The organism is Wolinella succinogenes DSM 1740 (assembly GCF_000196135.1).
GTDB lineage: Bacteria > Campylobacterota > Campylobacteria > Campylobacterales > Helicobacteraceae > Wolinella > Wolinella succinogenes.
Map to the genome: position 1 here is coordinate 1,495,654 of NC_005090.1, position 18,694 is coordinate 1,514,347.

At 48.2% G+C, this 18,694-nt stretch carries 23 protein-coding genes and 1 tRNA gene; 3 read left to right on the plus strand and 21 right to left on the minus strand.

The window, feature by feature from the left end; genetic code table 11:
• Positions 1–2: 2 nt before the first annotated feature.
• The 17 genes from WS_RS11050 to WS_RS07520 all read right to left on the minus strand — a co-directional run bounded on the left by WS_RS11050 (position 3) and on the right by WS_RS07520 (position 14,482).
• Entirely contained in the window at positions 3–680 is a 678-nt protein-coding gene (locus WS_RS11050) for a ferritin-like domain-containing protein (protein WP_011139399.1), read from the minus strand.
• Complete coding sequence (locus WS_RS07445) at positions 667–990, minus strand: HMA2 domain-containing protein (protein ID WP_011139400.1); 324 nt, start codon at positions 988–990, stop codon at positions 667–669. Before WS_RS07445 ends, WS_RS11050 begins: the two co-directional genes overlap by 14 nt.
• Before the next feature lie 161 nt (positions 991–1,151).
• On the minus strand, positions 1,152–2,312 hold the full coding sequence (locus tag WS_RS07450; RefSeq protein ID WP_041571862.1) for an Opr family porin: 1,161 nt from the start codon (positions 2,310–2,312) through the stop codon (positions 1,152–1,154).
• A 69-nt stretch (positions 2,313–2,381) separates the two neighbouring features.
• On the minus strand, positions 2,382–3,317 hold the full coding sequence (gene hemC / locus WS_RS07455) for a hydroxymethylbilane synthase (protein WP_011139402.1): 936 nt from the start codon (positions 3,315–3,317) through the stop codon (positions 2,382–2,384).
• On the minus strand, positions 3,314–3,739 hold the full coding sequence (locus WS_RS07460) for an FxsA family protein (RefSeq protein WP_011139403.1): 426 nt from the start codon (positions 3,737–3,739) through the stop codon (positions 3,314–3,316). The genes hemC and WS_RS07460 overlap by 4 nt, the downstream gene beginning before the upstream one ends.
• Positions 3,739–5,451, minus strand: a complete 1,713-nt coding sequence (locus tag WS_RS07465; RefSeq protein ID WP_011139404.1) for a proline--tRNA ligase — start codon at positions 5,449–5,451, stop codon at positions 3,739–3,741. Before WS_RS07465 ends, WS_RS07460 begins: the two co-directional genes overlap by 1 nt.
• 7 nt (positions 5,452–5,458) lie before the next feature.
• Entirely contained in the window at positions 5,459–6,769 is a 1,311-nt protein-coding gene (gene hemA, locus WS_RS07470) for a glutamyl-tRNA reductase (RefSeq protein WP_011139405.1), read from the minus strand.
• Between the two features lies 1 nt (position 6,770).
• Positions 6,771–7,673, minus strand: coding sequence for a polyprenyl synthetase family protein (locus WS_RS07475; RefSeq protein WP_011139406.1), 903 nt, complete (start codon positions 7,671–7,673; stop codon positions 6,771–6,773).
• Positions 7,651–8,091 (minus strand): hypothetical protein, encoded by a 441-nt coding sequence (locus WS_RS07480; RefSeq protein WP_011139407.1) that lies wholly within the window; start codon positions 8,089–8,091, stop codon positions 7,651–7,653. The genes WS_RS07475 and WS_RS07480 overlap by 23 nt, the downstream gene beginning before the upstream one ends.
• A gap of 2 nt (positions 8,092–8,093) precedes the next feature.
• Complete coding sequence (locus WS_RS07485) at positions 8,094–8,354, minus strand: DUF2018 family protein (RefSeq protein WP_011139408.1); 261 nt, start codon at positions 8,352–8,354, stop codon at positions 8,094–8,096.
• A gap of 9 nt (positions 8,355–8,363) precedes the next feature.
• Positions 8,364–8,993, minus strand: a complete 630-nt coding sequence (locus WS_RS07490) for a superoxide dismutase (protein WP_011139409.1) — start codon at positions 8,991–8,993, stop codon at positions 8,364–8,366.
• Between the two features lie 83 nt (positions 8,994–9,076).
• Positions 9,077–10,375: a histidinol dehydrogenase gene (gene hisD, locus WS_RS07495; RefSeq protein ID WP_011139410.1), complete on the minus strand. Its 1,299-nt coding sequence runs from the start codon at positions 10,373–10,375 to the stop codon at positions 9,077–9,079.
• Positions 10,350–11,450, minus strand: a complete 1,101-nt coding sequence (locus tag WS_RS07500; protein WP_011139411.1) for a CNNM domain-containing protein — start codon at positions 11,448–11,450, stop codon at positions 10,350–10,352. The genes hisD and WS_RS07500 overlap by 26 nt, the downstream gene beginning before the upstream one ends.
• Positions 11,451–11,579: 129 nt before the next feature.
• Positions 11,580–12,017, minus strand: a complete 438-nt coding sequence (locus WS_RS07505; protein ID WP_011139412.1) for a Dps family protein — start codon at positions 12,015–12,017, stop codon at positions 11,580–11,582.
• Positions 12,018–12,114: 97 nt separating this feature from the next.
• Positions 12,115–13,122 carry a sensor histidine kinase gene (locus WS_RS07510; RefSeq protein WP_011139413.1) on the minus strand — a complete coding sequence of 336 codons (1,008 nt, stop codon included), beginning with the start codon at positions 13,120–13,122 and terminating at the stop codon, positions 12,115–12,117.
• A complete protein-coding gene (locus WS_RS07515; RefSeq protein WP_011139414.1) occupies positions 13,119–13,421 on the minus strand; it encodes a hypothetical protein in 303 nt (100 codons plus the stop codon). The genes WS_RS07510 and WS_RS07515 overlap by 4 nt, the downstream gene beginning before the upstream one ends.
• Before the next feature lie 11 nt (positions 13,422–13,432).
• Positions 13,433–14,482, minus strand: a complete 1,050-nt coding sequence (locus WS_RS07520) for a flagellar basal body P-ring protein FlgI (RefSeq protein ID WP_011139415.1) — start codon at positions 14,480–14,482, stop codon at positions 13,433–13,435.
• A gap of 141 nt (positions 14,483–14,623) precedes the next feature.
• Between WS_RS07520 and WS_RS07525 the strand changes: the two genes are divergently transcribed.
• Positions 14,624–14,702, plus strand: a tRNA-Pro gene (locus WS_RS07525).
• A 33-nt stretch (positions 14,703–14,735) separates the two neighbouring features.
• Here the strand turns inward: WS_RS07525 and WS_RS07530 are convergent.
• From WS_RS07530 to WS_RS07540, 4 genes are all read right to left on the minus strand, one after another.
• On the minus strand, positions 14,736–15,008 hold the full coding sequence (locus WS_RS07530) for a hypothetical protein (RefSeq protein WP_011139416.1): 273 nt from the start codon (positions 15,006–15,008) through the stop codon (positions 14,736–14,738).
• Between the two features lie 67 nt (positions 15,009–15,075).
• Positions 15,076–15,225, minus strand: coding sequence for a hypothetical protein (locus WS_RS10990; RefSeq protein ID WP_158305209.1), 150 nt, complete (start codon positions 15,223–15,225; stop codon positions 15,076–15,078).
• A 149-nt stretch (positions 15,226–15,374) separates the two neighbouring features.
• Positions 15,375–15,989, minus strand: coding sequence for a peptidase E (locus WS_RS07535; protein WP_011139417.1), 615 nt, complete (start codon positions 15,987–15,989; stop codon positions 15,375–15,377).
• Positions 15,990–15,991: 2 nt separating this feature from the next.
• The gene (locus WS_RS07540) at positions 15,992–16,993 is read right to left on the minus strand and encodes an agmatine deiminase family protein (RefSeq protein ID WP_011139418.1); all 1,002 of its coding nucleotides are present in this window, start codon (positions 16,991–16,993) and stop codon (positions 15,992–15,994) included.
• A gap of 83 nt (positions 16,994–17,076) precedes the next feature.
• Here WS_RS07540 and WS_RS07545 point away from each other — a divergent pair, with 83 nt between their 5' ends.
• Together WS_RS07545 and tsaD are read left to right on the plus strand one after the other, a co-directional pair.
• Positions 17,077–17,637, plus strand: a complete 561-nt coding sequence (locus WS_RS07545) for a hypothetical protein (RefSeq protein WP_011139419.1) — start codon at positions 17,077–17,079, stop codon at positions 17,635–17,637.
• 15 nt (positions 17,638–17,652) lie between these two features.
• Entirely contained in the window at positions 17,653–18,648 is a 996-nt protein-coding gene (gene tsaD / locus WS_RS07550; protein WP_011139420.1) for a tRNA (adenosine(37)-N6)-threonylcarbamoyltransferase complex transferase subunit TsaD, read from the plus strand.
• Positions 18,649–18,694: the final 46 nt, after the last annotated feature.

Here is an 18,694-nt window from a genome sequence, read left to right on the forward strand (position 1 = left end):
TTCTACTCCTTCTCTTTTGGATTTTCTTCTCTACTCTCTAGCCACTCTTTAAGCACCACGACACCCGCTCCCCCCAGAAGCAATCCCCCTAAAAAAGAGAGGTTGAATCCTTGAAGAAATCGAGTCAACTCCTCAGGTGAAGCCTTGCCTTGGGAGAATCGCTCCGCCAGCGCTCCTGCCTCTCTCCACTTCTCCGCCCCCTCTTTCCCCGCAGGAAAGAGTGCGCCCCACAACTCCCCTAAAGCGTCTTGGCTCCTAGGGGTCTCTTGCAGATGGGCTCTAAAAGCAGGGAGATGATGGTTATAAGAGGCGGCTTGCAGGCGATAAAAAATATCTCTCACCTCTGCATCTTGTGCCGCAGGCAGTAGCCGATCGTAAAGAGCAATATTCTCTATCTCCGCCTCCACTCCTAAAGCATAAGCTTCTTGAAGCGAGTTTGGAGGGGTGATTGCCCCTGCGAAACGATTCGGAGGGATCGCCACGCCTAGGCGTCTTGCTGCTCTCATGAGGGCTTCAATGTGTCGCGCCTCCGATTCAACAATACGGCCAAAAGGAATCTCTGATTGAAATTTGATCGCAATCGCTTTATAGGTTTCAAATGCCCTAAATTCATCCTCTAGGGCCAAAATAATTGCCTCTTCTTGCGTCAGAGAGCCTAGCCTCTGGCTATCCTCTTGCACGAATCTCCTTTGTCAATGTATCGATTCTAGCGGCCACCTCTTCGAGATTCTTCCGCCCCAATAGATCCTCCCAAAGAGAAAAAGGGAAGATCGCCTTGTCATACTCTATCGTGAGCGAAGCCACGAGCTTGTTGATCTTAAGACTCTTGATACCTGGAATCTTGTCAATGAATGATTCGACATCTAGGAGTGAAGTTTCTGTTGATTCTTTTTGGATGGCAGGGTCAACCCTTAGGCGAATCCTCCCGGGAACATGATGGATAGGGGTGAAATAGCGAGACAAGCGCTCTAAGTCATGCGCTTCAATCATTCAAGACTCCGTTTTAAAACATTTACGAAAACGATAGTAGCCTCATTTGGCTTACGTGATTTTTAAAGATTCTAGGAGTCGTTATTAAGATTATCTAACCCCACCAAAGCACCCCTTTAAAGGGCACTTTGCATGGATCACAAAAGGAGATAGATGAAGTTTTAAAAGGAGTATTTAGCCAAGGCTTTTACGATGTTATAGCTATCTTCTCTATTATCGTTCTTGACTCGTGCATAGATGAGCTCCGTGTTGAGGTTTTTAATAAAGCCATAACCCACACTCAAATCAAGCTCTTTCTCTTTGAGTTTTTTATCATCAGCAAGACTGAAATATTTGGTTTCACCATAGAGTGCTTCAAAGCTGAACCCCTCATACTCATATCCTGCCTTGAGGTAGTAGGTCTTGGCATCTAGCCCATAGACCCAATTGCCCTCTTCAAGAGGATTTTGATCTCCGTAGGAGGCGAGGATTCCATCTTCAACATTTGCGCCATATCCTGCACCGCCTTTCTTGTCGGTCTTGATATAGCCCACTCCTGCATTGGCTCCAAAAAATTCGAGGTTCTGCTCAATCTGCGCCACATAACCATCTTCATGATCTTGAATTTTACTATCCACATCAGCAGCCACATATTGAGCCATGGTGGAAGAGGTAAAGTCTTCGCCCAAAGCCAAAGTTGCAGTGGCTTTCAAGCCAGGCGCTCGAAGCGCTTCAGGCGCGTAATAGACATAGGGGTTGAGTTCAAGCCACTCTAAAGGAGAGTATTTCACATCCAAAACATAGACGCCTCGACTAGCGTTCATCTTCTCAAATCGCTCACTCACCTCATCAAAATCAACCACCGCTTGACGGTTGGCCCACCCTAGAACAATGGAGAGATTTTCTACAGGAGTGACGCTGCCCACCGCTCCTTCGATATAGTCTGTCAACCACTCAAGATCAACCTCTTGGCGGCCTACAACCACTTCTCCCATTCCCTCGTGAGCCACTTTGATGTAGGCTTTGTGGAAAATAGCATTGCTCTCTATTGTCTCATCATAGCCGTCATTTTTTTCGCCAAATTTTGTCGTTCCCCATGCGCCCAATCCTAGGCTCACTCCATGCAAAGGAGCGGTCTCATAGCCAATAGAAGCACTTCCTGAGGAGAATCCTACTTTTTTAGGATCAGCGTCTTTATTCTTTTGATACTGTCCATAGACCGCCACATGACCTTCAAACTGGCCATTCTTAAAAGCCTCTTCGAGAGAACTTCCTGCTTCAGCGTTTGCCAAAGAACTTCCAAGAGCTAGCGCCAAAACAGCACTAATTGCGGTTCTTTTCATTGTTTTACCTTTTGTTTTTGGTTTAATTATGATAAGAGTTATTATAATCAACCAAAATAAAAAGGCGCTTTATTGAAAGGCCATCTCCTCGGCGCGTCTCAACAATTCACGCGCTCCCTTAGCTATAAGGCGCGCGGCAAGCTCTCTCCCTAGGCGCACTGCCTCACCCTTGGGGGCACTTAGACGATCCATGAGGATCTCACTCCCATCAGGGAGCCCCACCGCTACTTTTAGATGAAGGGTCTCTCCTTCCAAATAGGCATTCGCCCCGATTGGCACTTGACAACCCCCCTCTAGCACACGCACAAACTCTCTCTCGGCCGTGGTTTCGATTCTTGCTTTCTTATCCTCGAGAATCTGCGTGAGCCTAAAGGCCTCACTCCCCTCTTTGCACTCAATTCCCAAAGCCGCCTGCCCCATCGCGGGAATCATCATCTCCGTGTCAATAGGAATCACATAATTGACCTCTTTCCAAAGATCGAGCCGATTCACTCCCGCCGTAGCAAGGATAATGGCATCAAAATCTCCCTCTTTGAGGCGCTTGATTCGCGTCTGAACATTTCCCCTCAAGCTCTCGGTGTCCAGGTCACTTCGCATCGACTTGATCTGCATAGAGCGCCTAAGAGAAGTGGTGCCCACCTTGGCTCCCAAAGGAAGTGTCTCTAGCGAAGCGTATTTATCGCTTAAAAAGCAGTCTCTCACATCCTCTCGCTCCGTGATCGCTGAGAGAGTGAGGCCTTCGATAAGCTCCACGGGAACATCCTTAAGAGAGTGCACGGCAAGGTCAATTTCGCCTTGAAGCATCATCTCCTCCAGCTCTTTGGTGAAAAGCCCTTTGCCACCGACCTTAGCTAAAGGCACATCTAGGATTTTATCGCCCTTGGTTTTGACGATTTTTAGCTCCACGCTAAGCCCCTCATGAGCCCTCTCTAGCTCCGCTTTTACATACTCCGCCTGCCAAAGCGCCAAGACGCTTCCTCGGGTTCCAATGATGATTTTATTCAATCTTTTGTGTCCTTCTTTTGGTCTATCTCAATCACTTCCACATCGATGATTCTCTCATCCCTTGGATACTCTTTAGGGGAGGGGCGATGGGGATAGAGGAGTCGGAATGCCATCCCTCCAAGCACCCCAAACTGCAACATCACCCCCAAAAGATCACTCAAAACCCCTGGCAACATCAAGAGAATCGCCCCTACGATTCGCAAAAGATTGGCGCCAATAAACTCTCCCTCGGAGAGTTTTCCCGCTCGAAGCGCTAAGAAGGTCTCCTCTAAAGAGTAGCGAAAATTCACCAATATCACGCCGCCCACCAGACCGCTTAGAATAATCTCCGCAAAGAGCCCCACGCCTCCAATGGCTTCTCCTAGCTCTAGGGTGACTAGCACCTCCAAAAAGAGATAACCAAGGAGAATCCACCAAGGCATCAGAGCTCCAAGATTCGCCCAAGGATATCATCCGCCAAGACGATTCCTTTTTGGAGATTGGCTCGATTCACCAGCTCTACCTGCCCCTCTATAAGCCCCTTGCCTACAATCACGGCGTAAGGAATTCCAAGCAGCTCAAAATCGGCCATCTTGGAGCCATAGCGCTCATCACGATCATCCAAAAGCACTTCGATTCCCTCTTTTTGCAAGGCATTGTAGAGATTCTCGGCATAGGCTTTTTGGGAGGGATCTTTGACATTAGAGACCACAATCACTAGATTAAAAGGGGCGGTTGATTTCGTCCAAATGCATCCCTTTTCATCATGATGCTGCTCAATCACCGCCGCTAAAAGTCTAGAGACCCCAATCCCATAACATCCCATCACCAAAGGCTGACTTTTCCCCTCTGGATTGAGGAAATTTGCCCCTAGGGGCTCAGAGTAGCGAGTGCCCAACTGGAAGATATGCCCCACCTCGATTCCTTTTTTATAGGTCAGGCGCCCCTCGCAAAGAGGGCATCCATCCCCCTCTCCTACTTCGGCTAGATCTTTGTAAATGAGTCCCTCAAACTCGCCTAGATTGACCCCGACAAAGTGATGATCGCGCTCATTGGCGCCTGCGATCAATCCTTGGGCATCCTTGAGCTCTAAATCAAAGAGGATATGGTTGGCACCTGTGAGATTCTTTAGAGCATAAGGCCCAATGAATCCCGGCTCAAGCCCCGCTTTGATGAGCTCCTCTTCACTCACATCCAAAAGCTCATTGGCGCCAATGGCGTTACACGCCTTGGTCTCTTGAAGAGAATCGCACCCTCGCAAAAAGAAGAAGGCAAGCTCGCTTTTGCCTCCATCAAAAAAGGCTTTTTTGACCACTACCTTAAGCGTGTAGAAGGGATCCACTTTGAAAAACTCCGCCAAGGCTTCAATACTCTTGACTTCGGGGGTTTTGAATTTGGAAAATGAGGCGATAGGCGCAGGAGAATCGACTTTTTTGGCTCTTCGTTTGGCGGCCTCGATATTGGCGGCATATTCACAAGAATCGCACACCGCAATGGTATCCTCACCGCTTTGAGCTAGCACCATGAACTCCTTGCTTCCACTCCCTCCAATGGCGCCACTATCGGCTTCAACCACGCGAAAATCCAACCCAAGACGCGTGAAGATTCTCTTGTAGGTTGCCTCCATGAGCTCAAACTCTCGGATGAGATCAGCCTCGTTGGCATGGAAGCTGTATCCATCTTTCATCACAAATTCGCGTCCTCGCATGAGCCCAAAACGAGGGCGAATCTCGTCGCGAAACTTGAGATGAATCTGATAGAGGTGCAAAGGGAGCTGTTTGTAGCTTTTGACATAGCCTTTGGCTAGCTCCACCACCATCTCTTCATGCGTAGGGCCTAGGACAAAATCATTCTCCTTGCGGTCTTTGAAGCGCAAAAGCTCTTTGCCATACTTCTCAAAGCGGCCACTGTTACGCCAAAGCTCGGCGGGTGTGACGAATCCTAGCATCACCTCTTGCGCCCCTGCTTGGTCCATCTCCTCTTTGACCACTTGGCGGATTTTATCCATCACGCGCTTGCCTAGGGGCAGGAAGTTATAGATTCCGCTTCCCACCTGCTGGATATACCCCCCGCGAATTAGATATTCATGGCTTTTAAGCGTGGCGTCTTTAGGCGCCTCTTTTAGCGTGGGGGCAAAAAATGCCGAAAATCTCATGGTTTTTCTATTCCTCTCTCTCTTTTGAAGTCGTATCATATTCGCATTTATAACGATCCAGCATCAAGCCATCCTCTTGGATTCCAAAAAGGAGCTTCACCGCTTCCACGACCGTATCAGACTGCGGCTCTTCAGATATCTCTTTGAGCTTGATGGTGGGGTGGTGCAAAAAGGTATTGAAGGAGTTGTGGATGATTTTTTCGACACTCTTTTCGCACTCTTTAGGGAGGTATCCTTTAGAGATGGCCTTGGTGATCTCCTTGAGTGCCGCCTCTTTGGCCTGTTCTCGCATCGCTTTGATGATAGGATCGACAGAGAGCGACTGGAGCCACTTATAAAATTCTTGTGTGAATCGCCCGATGATTCCATAGGCTCGCTTGGCCTGCTCTTCGCGAAGAGAGAGGTTTTTATTCACAATCTCTTGGAGGTCATCCACGGCAAAGATTCGGATGGTCTCGCTCTCAAATGCCTCAATGTCTCTTGGCACGGCAAGATCAAACCAGTAGCGTCTAAAACTCTTTGGCTCAACCATATCCTTGCTGATGACCGTATGAGGGGCACCCGTGGCGCTAAAGAGCATTTTGTGATGGTTGAGAAGCTCGCCCAATCTAGGGAATCCCTCCACGCTCACCATCCCTCCAAACTCCTTAGCAAAGGCCTCGGCTTTAGCTTTGTCTCGATTGACTAAAATCACATTGCATCCAAGCGCCGTGAGATGCTTGATGGTGAGCTGGCTCATCTCACCAAGTCCCACCACAATCGCTGTGTCTCCCCCCAAATCGCCCAGAATATCTTTAGCCTTGGAGACAGAGGCCGAAGCGACAGAGACGGGATTTTTGGAAATCTCGGTGCAATTTCGCACACTCGCGGCGCACTTGAAGGCGAAATGCATGGCTCTAGAGAGCTTTTGAGAGCAAAATCCACCATCATAGGCAAATTTAAAAGCGCTTTTGAGCTGACCCGCGATCTGCGTCTCTCCCACCACAAGACTATCCAAGCTGCTACAAACACAAAAAAGATGATGGATAGCTCCCGTGTCCTCGTAAACATCAGCGCGCTCGCTCAGCTCCTCCTTGGGAATCTTGGAGTACTCCGAGAGTTTCTCCATGAGAAAATCTCCCGCTTTGTGAGCCTCTTTGACGCTCAAAATAAACTCGACCCGATTACAGGTGGAGAGCAAGATTCCCTCATTGATAAACTTATTGGCCACCAGCTCTCGCAAAAAGCTCTCGCTCCTTACGCCATTATCAAACGCCAACCTCTCTCTTGTGGCAATGTCGGTGTTTTTGTGAGAATAGCTGACAATGAGATAGTGCATCTTAAAACTCTCTTTCAATCATTTCGCGCATGATCACTTCCAGCTTTTCACACTTTTGGGAGCGAATCTGCTCAATTGCCTCTAAGCCTAGAGAACGAGCCAGCGCATAACTTTGGGCGATCGCTCCATGCTCGTGCATCTTCTCTTTGATCCATGCGGCCTCTTCTGGGGCCAAAGTTCTAGCAAAGGATGCCTCAAGGCGTGCTTTATCCGCAGAATCGAGCGCACGATGAAGGTAGATATAAGGAAGGGTCGATTTTCCCTCGCAAAAGTCGTTGAGGGCAGGCTTGCCAAGCGTGGTCGAATCTTGGGTAATATCAAGCAGATCATCGATAATTTGAAAAGCTAAGCCGAGATTTTTGCCATAGATTCGAAAGGCTTCGCTATCTCTGGAGACCAAGAGTGCAGCGGCTTGGGCGGCGGCTTCGATAAGGGAGGCGGTCTTATCCTCGATCATCTGCATATAGAGGTGTTCCTCTAGATTGAAGGTTTGTGCCAAAGTCACATCCGCAAGCTCCCCGAGAGAAAGGCGCACAACCGCGTGTGAGACGGTGCGAGCGATCAAAGGAGAGAATCGTGTGAGCTCAAAAAAGGCTTTGGAATAGAAGATATCTCCCAACATGATGGCATTTTTGTTGCCAAAGGCGGCGTTGATGGAGGGTTTACCACGCCTTGTGAAGGCATCATCAATCACATCATCATGAAGCAGCGAGGCGCTTTGGATGAGCTCCACGGCGGCGCAAAGAGAGAGGCTCTCTTCGCTCTCTCCCGCGATTGCTAAAATCAGTTTGCTTCGTAGCATTTTCCCTGAACTGAGGCTTTGAGACATCTGCAGAGCTTCCTTGCTGCCGACCTCTAAAAGCCACTCTTTAACCCTTGCTTCAATACGCTCTAAAACCGACACTACCGACCTTTTCTTGAGAAATCATGGAGAAATCTTTGCCGCCATCATGGATATAGAACTTCAATCTAGCGCGTTTGACATCTCGTCTGTAATCCTTAAAAACCAGCCAAAAATAGGGCTCTCCCATTGCTTTGGGCTCAGGAGAGAAGAGCGGAATCTTAAACCCTGAACGCTGATAATCTCGATAGAGCACAAATTGATGGACAAATCCATCATATTTAAGGTGCACGACCAAGCCCTCATTTTTAAAGAGCGTCCAACGAAAAAAGAGATCCTTGAACTGCTCTTTTTGCTTGAGGGATATTTTATAAACCTCATCTTTGGCGAGCTCTAGCTCTCCTTGGTATTTCCACTCTGCCGCGAATGAAAAGATCGCCAAAAAAAGCCAAAAAAGCCCACCGATGAGGGGTTTTTTCATCGTTACTCGTTTTGCGAGAGGATGCGACCCATCGATTCTATCGCAAGGCTACCCATTTTTTTCTTGACCTCGCTCAAATTTTCCTGCGCCTTGAGCCTCTCTTCCCACGAAGGGTCAAGAGAATCAAGTGAGTGCTCCAAAAGGGAGAGTCGCTCTAAAAGGAAGAGAAGCTCATTTTGAGCTAAGGTGCGATTGGCATGAAAGAGAATCTCCAGCCACCGCTCCTCTGGAGTCCCCTCAAAAATCTCATGCGTCAAATCCAAAGATTATCCTTAGGCATGGAGCGCGGCGACATAGCGCTTAGTTGATTCGATCCCTTCATGGAGACCTAGCTCGTAATTTTTGGTGACAAAATCCCAATTAATGCTCTCCCAAAACTTATCCAAATAACCAGGTCGTGCGTTACGGAAATCAACATAATAGGCATGCTCCCATACATCGCAAACCAAAAGAGGGATTTTACCTGAAGTGAGGGGGGTGGCAGCATTTTGAGTCTGAACAATCTCTAGTTTACCCTCTAAATCGAGCACCAACCAAGCCCAGCCCGAACCAAAAAGAGTCGTAGCGGCTTTGAGATAAGCCTCTTTGAAGGCCTCAACGCTTCCAAAGCCTGCTTTAAGCGCCAGCTTCAACTTCTCAGGAATCTCTTGGGGGGCGGTGGCAATACAGTCCCAATAGAAATCATGATTGAACACCTGAGCGGCATTGTTAAAGATTCCTCCTTGGGATTTTTGGATGATATCCCAAAGCGAAGAGGCGGAGAATTCACCCTCTTTAGTGAGATTATTGAGATTATTGACATAGGCGGCATGATGCTTGCCATGGTGATAATCCAAGGTCTCTTGAGAGATGAAAGAGGCCACTTGCTGAGCTTCAAAAGGTAGTTTTCTTAAAGTAAACATAATTTTTACTCCTAATGTTGGTTTCTTGAAAGCTCCATCTTGCCCTAGCCTCTTTTATGGCTGGCTTAAATGGCTCAAAGCCCCTAAACAAGGCGCGCTAGAACTGATTCTTTGTGAGCGTCCAGCCCCTCAGTCTGAGCCAATTTGGCACAGTGGTGTCCTAATTCTCTGATTCCTCGCTCAGAAAAGGAGAGAATCGAGCTCTTCTTCATAAAGTGCTCCGTAGAGAGAGGGGAATAAAATCGCGCCGTTCCGCCCGTGGGGAGCGTGTGATTAGGGCCAGCGATATAGTCTCCGATGGGCTCAGGCGTGTTCTCACCCAAGAAGATAGCCCCCGCGTGACGAATCTCAGGTAGCCATCCAAAGGGATTCTCCACCAAAACCTCTAAGTGCTCAGGGGCAATCTCATTCATGAGACTCACCGCCTCATTCATGTCTTTGGCGATAATGATCGCTCCGCGTGTGTAGATCGACTTGGAAGATATCTCCTTGCGATCCAGCCGCTCCAAGGCACGCTCCACCTCAACATCTACCGCATCGGCGAGCTCAACACTTGGCGTCACCAAAATAGAGCTTGCCATCTCATCATGCTCAGCCTGAGAGAGCAGATCTAGGGCGACCCAAGGAGCTTTGGCGCTCTCATCAGCCAAGATTCCAATCTCGCTGGGCCCTGCGACCATGTCAATATTGACCTGCCCAAAAACGAGCTTCTTGGCAGTGGCAACATAGATATTACCCGGCCCCGTGATCACATCGACGCGTCCTAGGCTCTCCGTCCCATAGGCCATCGCCGCAATCGCGCTCGCTCCACCCACTTTATAGACCTCTTTGATTCCACAAAGGTGACAAGCCGCTAAAAGAAGCTCATTGGGCTCATTCTCTGGCGTGGGCGTGCAGACAACGATCTCCTTGACTCCCGCCACAATTGCAGGAATCGCATTCATTAAAAGCGAGCTTGGATAGGCGGCTTTTCCTCCGGGGATGTAGAGCCCCGCACGATCCATCGGAGTCACCTTTTGACCTAGAATCGTTCCATTCTCCTCAAAATCAAGCCAAGATTGAGGTTTTTGCTTGGAGTGAAAAGAGTGGATACGATTATACGCAGAGTGCAATGCCTCCCTCAAAGAGGCTTCAAGCCCCTCGTAAGCCCTCTTCATGAGGCTTGGATCGATTTTAAGTTCCATAGCACTTTTAGGATTCCATCGGTCAAACTTCGCCACATGGGCTAGCAAAGCCGCATCTCCTTGCGTGCGTATCTCTTTAATCAATCCCGAAACCACAGGAATCACTGTATCCATGTCTACATTGCCCCTCAAAAGGAGCTCATCAAACTCTCGCCGAAACTCCGCCAAGGAGCTATTCAGTCTTTTGATCTTTCTCATCTTCGTCTCGCTTTTTCTCATCTTCTCTTGATATTTTACTCTGTTTATCGGCGTGGTTTTTCTGGATTCGCGCTCGCTCTTTAGCAAACTGCTGCATATCCGCCACCTCATCCATCTCATCTAGAATCTCTACACCCAAAAGAGTCTCGATGGCATCTTCTAGGCTCACCACACCCGCGGTCTGTCCATAGCCATCCCTCACTAAAAAGAGGTGTTCTTTGCGCTTGACAAAAACATCAATGAGGCGCAAAACAGGGAGATTCTCTGAGACGGCAAACATCGGCTTCATCAGCTCTCGCACGCTCATCTCATGATGCCCTTCGATACTCTCCTCTAAGATGGTTTGACTCATCACCATCCCAATGACATTATCCAAACTCCCCTCATAAATAGGAATCCTAGAGTGCATATAGAGGCCATCTTGCTCAATCGCATCCTTGACCTTGATCTCTGCATCTAGCGCAAAAACCACGCTTCTTGGCGTGAGAATATCGCGTGCACGATAATTTTTGAGCTCCAAAAGATTCTCAATCAGATCGCTTTCTTGACTTTGGAGGGTTCCACTCCGCTCTCCCATCTCCGCCATCACGATGATCTCCTCACGACTCATGGCATGGGGGGGCTGTTTTTTGAAAATCTTGGTGATTCCCTTGGAGATGAACAAAAAAGGCACAGTCACTTTGGTGAAAAAGTAGATGGTATAGACCGAAGGCACCAAAAGCCTCCTCCAGTAAACCGCTCCGATGGTTTTAGGAAGAATCTCTGATAGGTAGAGGATGATTAGTGTCAATCCCACCGCAATGAGCGTCTGCCACTGCGCCCCAAAAATCTTCTCTGCCTCAGCCCCCACACCCGCTGCGCCCATGGTGTGCGCAAATGTATTGAGTACAAGAATCGAGCCTACCGAGGCGTCGATATTCTCCTTGAGGTATTTGAGAATCTTGCCCGCGGCTTGATTTTGCCTCGAAAAGGTCTCAACAAAAGAGGGGGTGACCGAGAGAATGACTGCTTCCAAAACAGAACAAACAAAGGAGAGAGAGACGGAAATCGTCAAATAGAGCATCAAGAGTGACATAAGTCGGTTTTTCCTAAATAGGGTGATTTTTCACATACAGAGAGGGTGTGGATTATAGCACACGAAAGAGAAGAGAGGGTTACGGTAGGAGTGGAGCGCCATCTCTGACGCTCCTTGTTCGAGGGATAACTATCCAAGTTGAGCTTTGAGCATCCAGATGCTCTTTTCAAACGCGGCGACTTTATCATCCGCCAAAGCGGCTGTGACTTTATCTCCCGCCTCATCCGCTAGCTTGGAGAGTTTTTTGAACTCACCCGCAAGAAACTCATAATCTTTCAAGACCGCCTCAACAATCACTTTGGAGGTGAAAGAAGTGGCTTCCTCTTCTTTGATTCTAGCGTTAGCCAAAACCGCCTTGAGCGTAACAAAAGGCTTATCTCCGAGCTGCAATACGCGCTCAGCTAGATCATCAAGCAAATCGGCGAACTGATCATACATCTCTTCTGTTGCCCCATGCACAGGATGGAAATCCATGCCTTTGACATTCCAGTGGAAGTTATGCAACTTCATGAAAAGAACTGTGCTGTCCGCCTGAAGAGATTTAAGTAGTGCGATTACATCTTTCATCGTTGATCCTTTTATCAGGTTTTTTAATCATATCAGCTTTCGCTTGAAGAGATTATAAAGAAATAATTCTTAAAAAGAAATAATCATCATTTAGGAATTATTTTCTTATTCTAATTTCAAATCCCTTTTTTTCTCCCTCTATGAGTCTCACACTTCCCTCGTGCGCCTCGATGATTCGCAAAGAGAGCGCAAGCCCTAAGCCATTACCTTTGATCTTTGTGGTTTTGAAAGGCTCAAAAAGGATATTTTTATTCTCGATAGGTTTGCCATCGTCATAGATCTCAAAGATTCCAAACTCTTCCTCTTCTCGGTAGAGAAGCTCGATTCTCCCCTCTTCGCCCTCTTCCACCTCTTCGATCGCATCAATGGCGTTAAAGACGAAGTTTTGAAGCACAATTCCTATGAGATCAAAATCCGCCTCCATCATCGCCTCTGGCGGAATCTCAAAAGAAAAATCAATATTTTTACTATAGGGGTAGTAGCTCATGGAGAGCTCGATCTCCTCTTTGAGGCGCTCTAGCGCGAAAGAGGCCTTGCTCAGTTGGAGTCCGCGCGAGAATAACAATGTCGCTTTGATAATGCGTTCCACGCGCCATGTTGCCTTTTTTATCTCTAAGACGATGGGCTTAGTGGCAGTATCGACGCGCTTTAGAAGCGTGGAGCTAAGAAGTGTCACCGAGCCGATGGGATTTCGAATCTCATGCGCCAAATGCGCCGCCACCTGCCCCATAGAGATGAGGCGTTCTTTGCGCTTCTCATCGGTGATGTCGGTGGCAGAGATGATTTTCTTGCCCATTTTTTGATTGATCTGCACAAGATAATGATTTCCCTCCAGTTCCATCTCGCCGCCGCTTTGTCGCTCCAAAATAAACTCTAAGAGATTCTTGATTTTGAGCGATTCGCTGTTTTGATAGACCAATCCCCCCTCTTCATCCAACACCCAAAGCGCATTGGGAAGCAACTCCAAGACTCCTTCAAAAAGTCCTTTGAGCTCAACAAACTCTTTTTCCACTTTATAGGATTGATCGATTAGCTCCTTTAGTCCCTCCATAAGGGCTTGCTTGTCGCTGCTGCTAAGAGAATCAAGGAGCTCTTGTGTGATCATCGCGTAAGGTTTTGCTGCTCTTTGAGATAGTTAAAAAGTAGATCGCTATAGCCAAATCCGCCAGAGAGACTTTGGCTGAGCTGCTCTTTATACATCGATTCGTAGATTTCGTGCCCCGCCTCTTTGGGGTAGAGTGGATTGTCAAATTTGAGCGCTGTATCGAGCAAAACCTTGACCATGATCGCCTCAAAGGCATCCGTCTGTTCTTTTAATTTCTCATCGTCGCTCTTGGCATTTTCGATAGTAGGGACTTTCTGTGCTCCATAGAGGGCGCTTGAAGAATCGATAGAGGATAACATCTTGACTCCTTTTACAAAATCTCTAAGTCAGCGCTAATCGCACCTGAACGCTTGATTGCCTCTAGAATCGAGATGACATCTTTGGGGGTAGCGCCCATGCGCTGTAAAGCCCTAGCCACGCTTGAGACGGTAGGAGTTTGTCCGCTGGTGCTAAGCGTGTTGGTGTTGAGACTGAGCTTGATTCCCTCGCCCATATCCATAGCCCCATTGTCCGCACTCATCTCGGGCGTGATCTTAATCGTGATCTCCCCATGGGTCACCACCACGGGCCCGACCTTCACTCCCACTCCCGCCACGACTGTGCCCGTGCGCTCATCGATAACGATTTTATTCTCTCGATTGTAGTCGATCTCCACCTCTTCCACTCGCGCTAAAAACTCCACCATACTCATGCTCTCAGGACGCTGGAGCTTGATCGTGCGGGGGTCGATAGCGATAGCCACTTGAGTGCCAAAATTTTGATTGAGGCTCTCTTGGACTCTTGCCGCATTTTGAAAATTAGAGCTTTTGAGGCTCAAAGTTGCGCCTGTCTTGGAGTAGAGGTCCAGAGGAATCTCGCGCTCAATGATTGCTCCGCCATAGAGCATCCCCGCGAGGGGGTGATTCACGCCGCCCCCTCTCTCATTTTTGCCTCCAATGCTAATCGCGCCCTGAGAGGTGGCGTAGATTCGCCCATCCACCCCTGTGAGAGGCGTGAGGATAAGCGTCCCGCCCTCAAGCGATTTGGCATCACCGATTGAAGAGACGAGCACATCGACCTTGTCGCCTTGACGAGAAAAGGGAGGGAGCTTGGCTGTGACCATCACCGCAGCGACATTCTTGGACTTAATATCATCCGCATCAATTTTGACATTCACGCTCTCTAGCATGTTGGCGATGGATTGCATAGTGAATTTTGAGGTGGTCTTATCACCCGTGCCATTGAGCCCCACCACGAGACCATAGCCGATGAGTTGGTTATCTCGCACGCCCACGATATTGGCAATATCCTTGATACGCTCCGCCTGAAGCGAGAGAGAGAACAAAAGAAGCGGGAGGAGAATCTTGATAGCTTTCGACATGTTAGGCGTCCTTTTCCATCGGTGTCGTTTGATTTATCGTAGTAAAAGCAATTAACATTCCAAGGCGCATTTTTTCGTTTCAACTATTTTTTAAAATTGCATGGCTATAATTCCGCTCCCCAAGTAACTCTCACAAAGCGTCGGAGTGTAGCGCAGCCTGGATTAGCGCACACCCTTGGGGTGGGTGAGGTCGCAGGTTCGAATCCTGTCACTCCGACCACTTTCTCTCGCCAAAACTCCTATCTTTATTACTCTACAAAACATAAAATTCTTTGTGAAGATTTTGATTTTTTATCTTTTTGCTTGCCGATTCCACGAGGGCTTTATAACGCGCTTCATCTAGATTCATAGCCGTTAGAATCTCCTCCATGATAGCACCAGAAACAAGCAGATTAAGGGCTTTGAGCTCTTTTTTAGTGAGGTGTCTTTTGAGGCAGAGAGCAAGTTCTTCTTCGCTTTTGAGGGCACCGCGAGTGCCGAGTAGATGGGTGATGATTTGAGCAGATTGGATTTCGGAAAGTTTCATGCGATTCCTTGAGATAGGGATTTAAAGGGCGAAATCATACACCACCCCACCCCAAATCCACCCCAAGCTACATGACTATCTTCACGATTCCCACGATAAGGAGCGACAAGCCCACGCCCAAGGCCATCCAAAAGAAGATTTGGCGCCTCTTTTTGGGCGAAAGATCGCGCTCGTAGTCGCTGATTTCCCTTAGGTTGGGCTCTTTTTCTGATGCCATCTTCTTCCTCCTTGGATTGATTTTTCCCTAGACGATAGCGAAAATTGGCTTAGTTGGCATTGTGCTCTGAAAATATAAAAATCAACTTCGACAAAAAGGCTCTTTGGTTGGGTTTCCAAGAATCCCGCGAGTGTGCTTTGACTTGATGACTAGTTTTGTAAAATTTTTACCTCACTACCGCAAACAGAAATTGCTTGTTGATTATTGATGGGAAGCAAATTGAGCGTGCCCGAATAGGCATCCACCATGGATTGAGTAACTTTTTTAAAGGGGGCGGTCCCAAAATGAGGAACTGGGTAAAATTCAACCAAATCCAAAGCATCAAACCCCTTTAAATCAGGAGCTTTTTTCACGCTATCCATCTTTTTCGCATATTCTATGTTTTTTGATACCACCATAGCTCCAGCCGATTCGCCAATATACAACTTGCCCGCATTGACCTCTTTTGCAATAATCTTATCGGCCCCTGTTCGCTGTAGCTCTTGCAAAAGAAAAAAGGTATTCCCTCCAGTTATATAGATAAAATCATTGCTCTCTATTTTGCTTTTAATTTCCTTTTCGTGTGCCATAGACACTTCAAGCACATCAACCAAAAGCCCCATCTTTTCAAGAGCCTTTTTTCCCGCTTCTACATAAAATACGACTTTCTCAACAAGGCTCGCCGTAGGAATAAAAGTTACCCTTTTGCCCAACAAATTGGATTCGAAGTCTTCAAAAATCTTTGCAACGTCTTGAAAAGATGATGCCAAAAATAGCTTTTTCATGCTCACACCATCCCCTCGACCAGCTGCATACTCACGCAGTGGAGGCTTCCGTGCTGGCGAATAAGCACACGACAGTCTATGGGCACAATCTCATGATTAGGACAAGCGCGCTTCATCGTCCTAATCGCCTCTTGGTCTTTCTCATCTCCATAGATAGGCAACAGCACCGCTCCATTGACAAAGAGGAAGTTGGCATAGCTAGCGGGCAAGCGCTCCCCATCATAATAGATCGCCTTGGTGAAAGGCAGAGGGATGAGCTCTAATGGCTCACCATCAACTCCTCTTAGCTCCTTTAGCTCCTCCTCCATCTGCTTTAACTCCTTGTAGTGCTCATCGCTCTCATCTTCACACTTGAGATAGACGATGCGATTCTCCCCGACAAAGCGCGCCAATGTGTCGATATGCGAATCGGTGTCATCGCCTGCTAGATAGCCATGGTGACACCAAAGCACCTTCTTCGCCCCTAATTCTTGGGTGAGGATGGATTCGATCTTCTCTTTGGAATATTCGGGGTTACGATTGGCCTCAAGGAGGCACTGCGTGTTGGTGAGAATGAGACCCGCGCCATTGCTCTCGATGCTTCCCCCCTCTAAAATGAGATTCTTTGTCTCTAGGGGCACTTGGTAGATTCCCTTTCTAGCGAGAGCTCGATTCGCTTGATTATCCAAAAAAGAGGCAAATTTCAGCCCCCATCCATTAAATCCAAAATCGAGCAGTCGCTTCTTTCCATTCTCCTCGATTCCAATGGGTCCAAAGTCGCGTGCCCAAGTGTCATTGGTGAGCAACTCCAGCGGGATGAGATTAGAGAGGTGACCTAGGCGCTCCTCATAGAGCTTCCAGTCGTCCACCAGCAGAAGACATCGCTCACGCTTTGTGATCTCCTCAATGATTTGGATGAAATTCTCTCGCGCCTCCTCTAGGTAGGGATACCAATCGCTCTCTTCGTGTGGCATCGCCATCAGCACCGCACTCTGTCGCTCCCACTCCGCTGGCATTCGTCTCATCGCTTTTCCTTTATTGACTTTTTGCCGATATTATAGTGAAAAATGATTTTGACCATCCACCACAAAGCTTAAGGAGAAGCGCCATGGAAATCAAAGCCCCCTACACTTCCCAAACCTCCCTCAAAACATCAAGCAACCCCTACACCCAAGAGGGCAAAGAATCGATCAAAGAAGAGGCCCAAAAGCTCAACGCCAACACCATGATGATGGAATATACGCTACAATTCCAGCTCAACATCACTAGCCTCTCGCAGGACAACCTCTCCTCTCAAAGTGCGATGGAGAATCCTTTCAAGCTCAATAATATTTTGAGTGGAATCGACTACGACTTCATCGGCTATACAGGCAAGCCCATCAATGAGCTAAGCCAACAAGAGGCCAAAGAGCTCATCTCCGAGGAGGGCTACTTTGGAGTCGAAAATACCTCTGAGCGACTCGCTCAATTTGTCATCCAAGGCTCAGGAGGCGATTTAGACCTCCTCCAAAAAGGGCGCGAAGGAATCGTGAGAGGTTATGAGCAAGCCGAAAAACTCTGGGGTGACAAGCTCCCTGATATCAGTCAGCAGACGCTCGCCAAAGCCCTAGAGAAGATCGATAAGGCCATCGCCGAAAAAGGGGGCAATGCCTTAAGCGTGGAGGCCTAAACAAGGGAGATTTGATTGATTTTAAGCATTGAAAGCAGTTGCGATGATAGCTCTATCGCGATCACACGCCTAGAGGATAGGGCGATTCTATTTCACAAGAAAATCTCTCAAGATTCCGCTCATAGTCCTCATGGCGGGGTGGTTCCAGAACTTGCGAGCCGCCTTCATGCCGTGGCGCTCCCTAAAATATTAGAGGAGTGCGCCCCCTTCTTCCCTCGCCTCAAGGCTATCGCCGTGACCAATGAGCCGGGTCTTAGCGTCACTCTTTTAGAGGGCGTGATGATGGCCAAAGCCCTTGCGCTTGCCCTCCATCTCCCCCTTATCGCAGTCAACCACCTCAAAGGCCACCTCTACTCGCTCTTTTTAGAGCAAGAATCACGATTCCCTTTGGATGTGCTGCTCGTCTCAGGGGGACACACCATGGTGCTTCATGCACGCTCTTTTGGCGAGATTGAGATCATCGGGCAGAGTATGGATGATAGCTTTGGCGAAAGTTTTGATAAAGTCGCCAAAATGCTCTCTCTAGGCTATCCCGGAGGCCCGATCGTGGAATCTTACGCCAAAGAGGGGGACGCTTCGCGATTCCCTTTGCCCCTTCCTCTTGCGGGTAAAAAAGAGGTCGCCTTTAGCTTCTCTGGACTCAAAAACGCTGTGCGTCTAGTCATACAATCCCTGCAAAATCCTCCAAATGAACAAGAAAAACGCGATATATGCGCCTCTTTTCAAGCCACTGCAATCGCCCATCTAATCCAAAAATGCCGCCTCTATCTCGCCACCTCCAATGCCCCTTATTTGGCTATCGTGGGGGGAGCGAGCGCGAATCTGGCTCTCCGAGAGGAGATGGAACGGCTTGGTGAGCATTTTGGCAAAAAACTCCTTCTCGCCCCTTTGGCCTACTGCTCCGATAATGCCGCGATGATTGGACGCGCCGCCCTTGAATCCTACGCCCTAGGAGCCTTCACTTCCCCCCTAGAGCTCACCGTGCGCCCTCGCACCCCAAGCCTTTGTTAAAGCCAAACTCTTCTACAATAGTGGCGTTTTTCAAAAACCACTCCAA

Bases quoted from the DNA above. Each gene is read 5' to 3' on its own strand.
- WS_RS07460 (WP_011139403.1), bottom strand. From the start codon at position 3,739: ATGCCTTGGTGGATTCTCCTTGGTTATCTCTTTTTGGAGGTGCTAGTC.
- WS_RS07450 (WP_041571862.1), bottom strand. From the start codon at position 2,312: ATGAAAAGAACCGCAATTAGTGCTGTTTTGGCGCTAGCTCTTGGAAGT.
- WS_RS07545 (WP_011139419.1), top strand. From the start codon at position 17,077: ATGGAAATCAAAGCCCCCTACACTTCCCAAACCTCCCTCAAAACATCA.
- WS_RS07445 (WP_011139400.1), bottom strand. From the start codon at position 990: ATGATTGAAGCGCATGACTTAGAGCGCTTGTCTCGCTATTTCACCCCT.
- WS_RS07505 (WP_011139412.1), bottom strand. From the start codon at position 12,017: ATGAAAGATGTAATCGCACTACTTAAATCTCTTCAGGCGGACAGCACA.
- WS_RS07510 (WP_011139413.1), bottom strand. From the start codon at position 13,122: ATGATCACACAAGAGCTCCTTGATTCTCTTAGCAGCAGCGACAAGCAA.
- WS_RS07520 (WP_011139415.1), bottom strand. From the start codon at position 14,482: ATGTCGAAAGCTATCAAGATTCTCCTCCCGCTTCTTTTGTTCTCTCTC.
- WS_RS07530 (WP_011139416.1), bottom strand. From the start codon at position 15,008: ATGAAACTTTCCGAAATCCAATCTGCTCAAATCATCACCCATCTACTC.
- WS_RS07515 (WP_011139414.1), bottom strand. From the start codon at position 13,421: ATGTTATCCTCTATCGATTCTTCAAGCGCCCTCTATGGAGCACAGAAA.
- hisD (WP_011139410.1), bottom strand. From the start codon at position 10,375: ATGAGAAAGATCAAAAGACTGAATAGCTCCTTGGCGGAGTTTCGGCGA.
- WS_RS07490 (WP_011139409.1), bottom strand. From the start codon at position 8,993: ATGTTTACTTTAAGAAAACTACCTTTTGAAGCTCAGCAAGTGGCCTCT.
- WS_RS10990 (WP_158305209.1), bottom strand. From the start codon at position 15,225: ATGGCATCAGAAAAAGAGCCCAACCTAAGGGAAATCAGCGACTACGAG.
- hemA (WP_011139405.1), bottom strand. From the start codon at position 6,769: ATGCACTATCTCATTGTCAGCTATTCTCACAAAAACACCGACATTGCC.
- WS_RS07465 (WP_011139404.1), bottom strand. From the start codon at position 5,451: ATGAGATTTTCGGCATTTTTTGCCCCCACGCTAAAAGAGGCGCCTAAA.
- WS_RS07500 (WP_011139411.1), bottom strand. From the start codon at position 11,450: ATGTCACTCTTGATGCTCTATTTGACGATTTCCGTCTCTCTCTCCTTT.
- WS_RS07535 (WP_011139417.1), bottom strand. From the start codon at position 15,989: ATGAAAAAGCTATTTTTGGCATCATCTTTTCAAGACGTTGCAAAGATT.
- WS_RS07540 (WP_011139418.1), bottom strand. From the start codon at position 16,993: ATGAGACGAATGCCAGCGGAGTGGGAGCGACAGAGTGCGGTGCTGATG.
- WS_RS07480 (WP_011139407.1), bottom strand. From the start codon at position 8,091: ATGAAAAAACCCCTCATCGGTGGGCTTTTTTGGCTTTTTTTGGCGATC.